This is a genomic window from Gluconobacter sp. P1D12_c (assembly GCF_018812105.1).
GTDB classification, from domain to species: Bacteria; Pseudomonadota; Alphaproteobacteria; order Acetobacterales; family Acetobacteraceae; genus Gluconobacter; species Gluconobacter oxydans_A.
The window spans coordinates 1-416 of sequence record NZ_JACSIQ010000587.1 but is presented as its reverse complement, the minus strand read 5'-3'; the positions used below and the strand labels follow the sequence as shown (position 1 = coordinate 416).

Here is a 416-nt window from a genome sequence, read left to right as displayed (position 1 = left end):
GGTGCGATCGATGGGCTGTTTAACCGGTTTGAAGCGACCCTGCGGAACGCCGGTTATCTGCCGATGTCAGGCCAGATCCTGGATGCAACATTGGTAGCCGCTCCAAAGCAGCGCAATACGAATGCTGAGAAAGCSGAYCTCCGGGCAGGACGTATTCCAGAAGACTGGCAGGACAAGCCCGCAAAGATGTCGCATAAGGATCGTCATGCACGATGGACACTTAAGTTCACGAAGGCGAAGCGGCAGGACGATGGAACCATRCCGTCGAGYGATCTSGCYATCCCATTCTTTGGCTACAAACCCCACGTCTCCATCGACCGGAAGTATCGGTTCATCCGCAAATGGAAGACAACAGATGCCGCCGCCAGTGATGGCGCGCGATTGAGAGAGGGGCTTCTGGATAAAGCCAATACCGC

The 416-nt window shown here is 55.6% G+C and carries 1 pseudogene; it reads left to right on the top strand.

Annotation, left to right across the window (positions count from 1 at the left end):
- Nucleotides 1-416, top strand: a pseudogene (locus tag KP705_RS18275) (IS5/IS1182 family transposase); the annotation flags it as partial.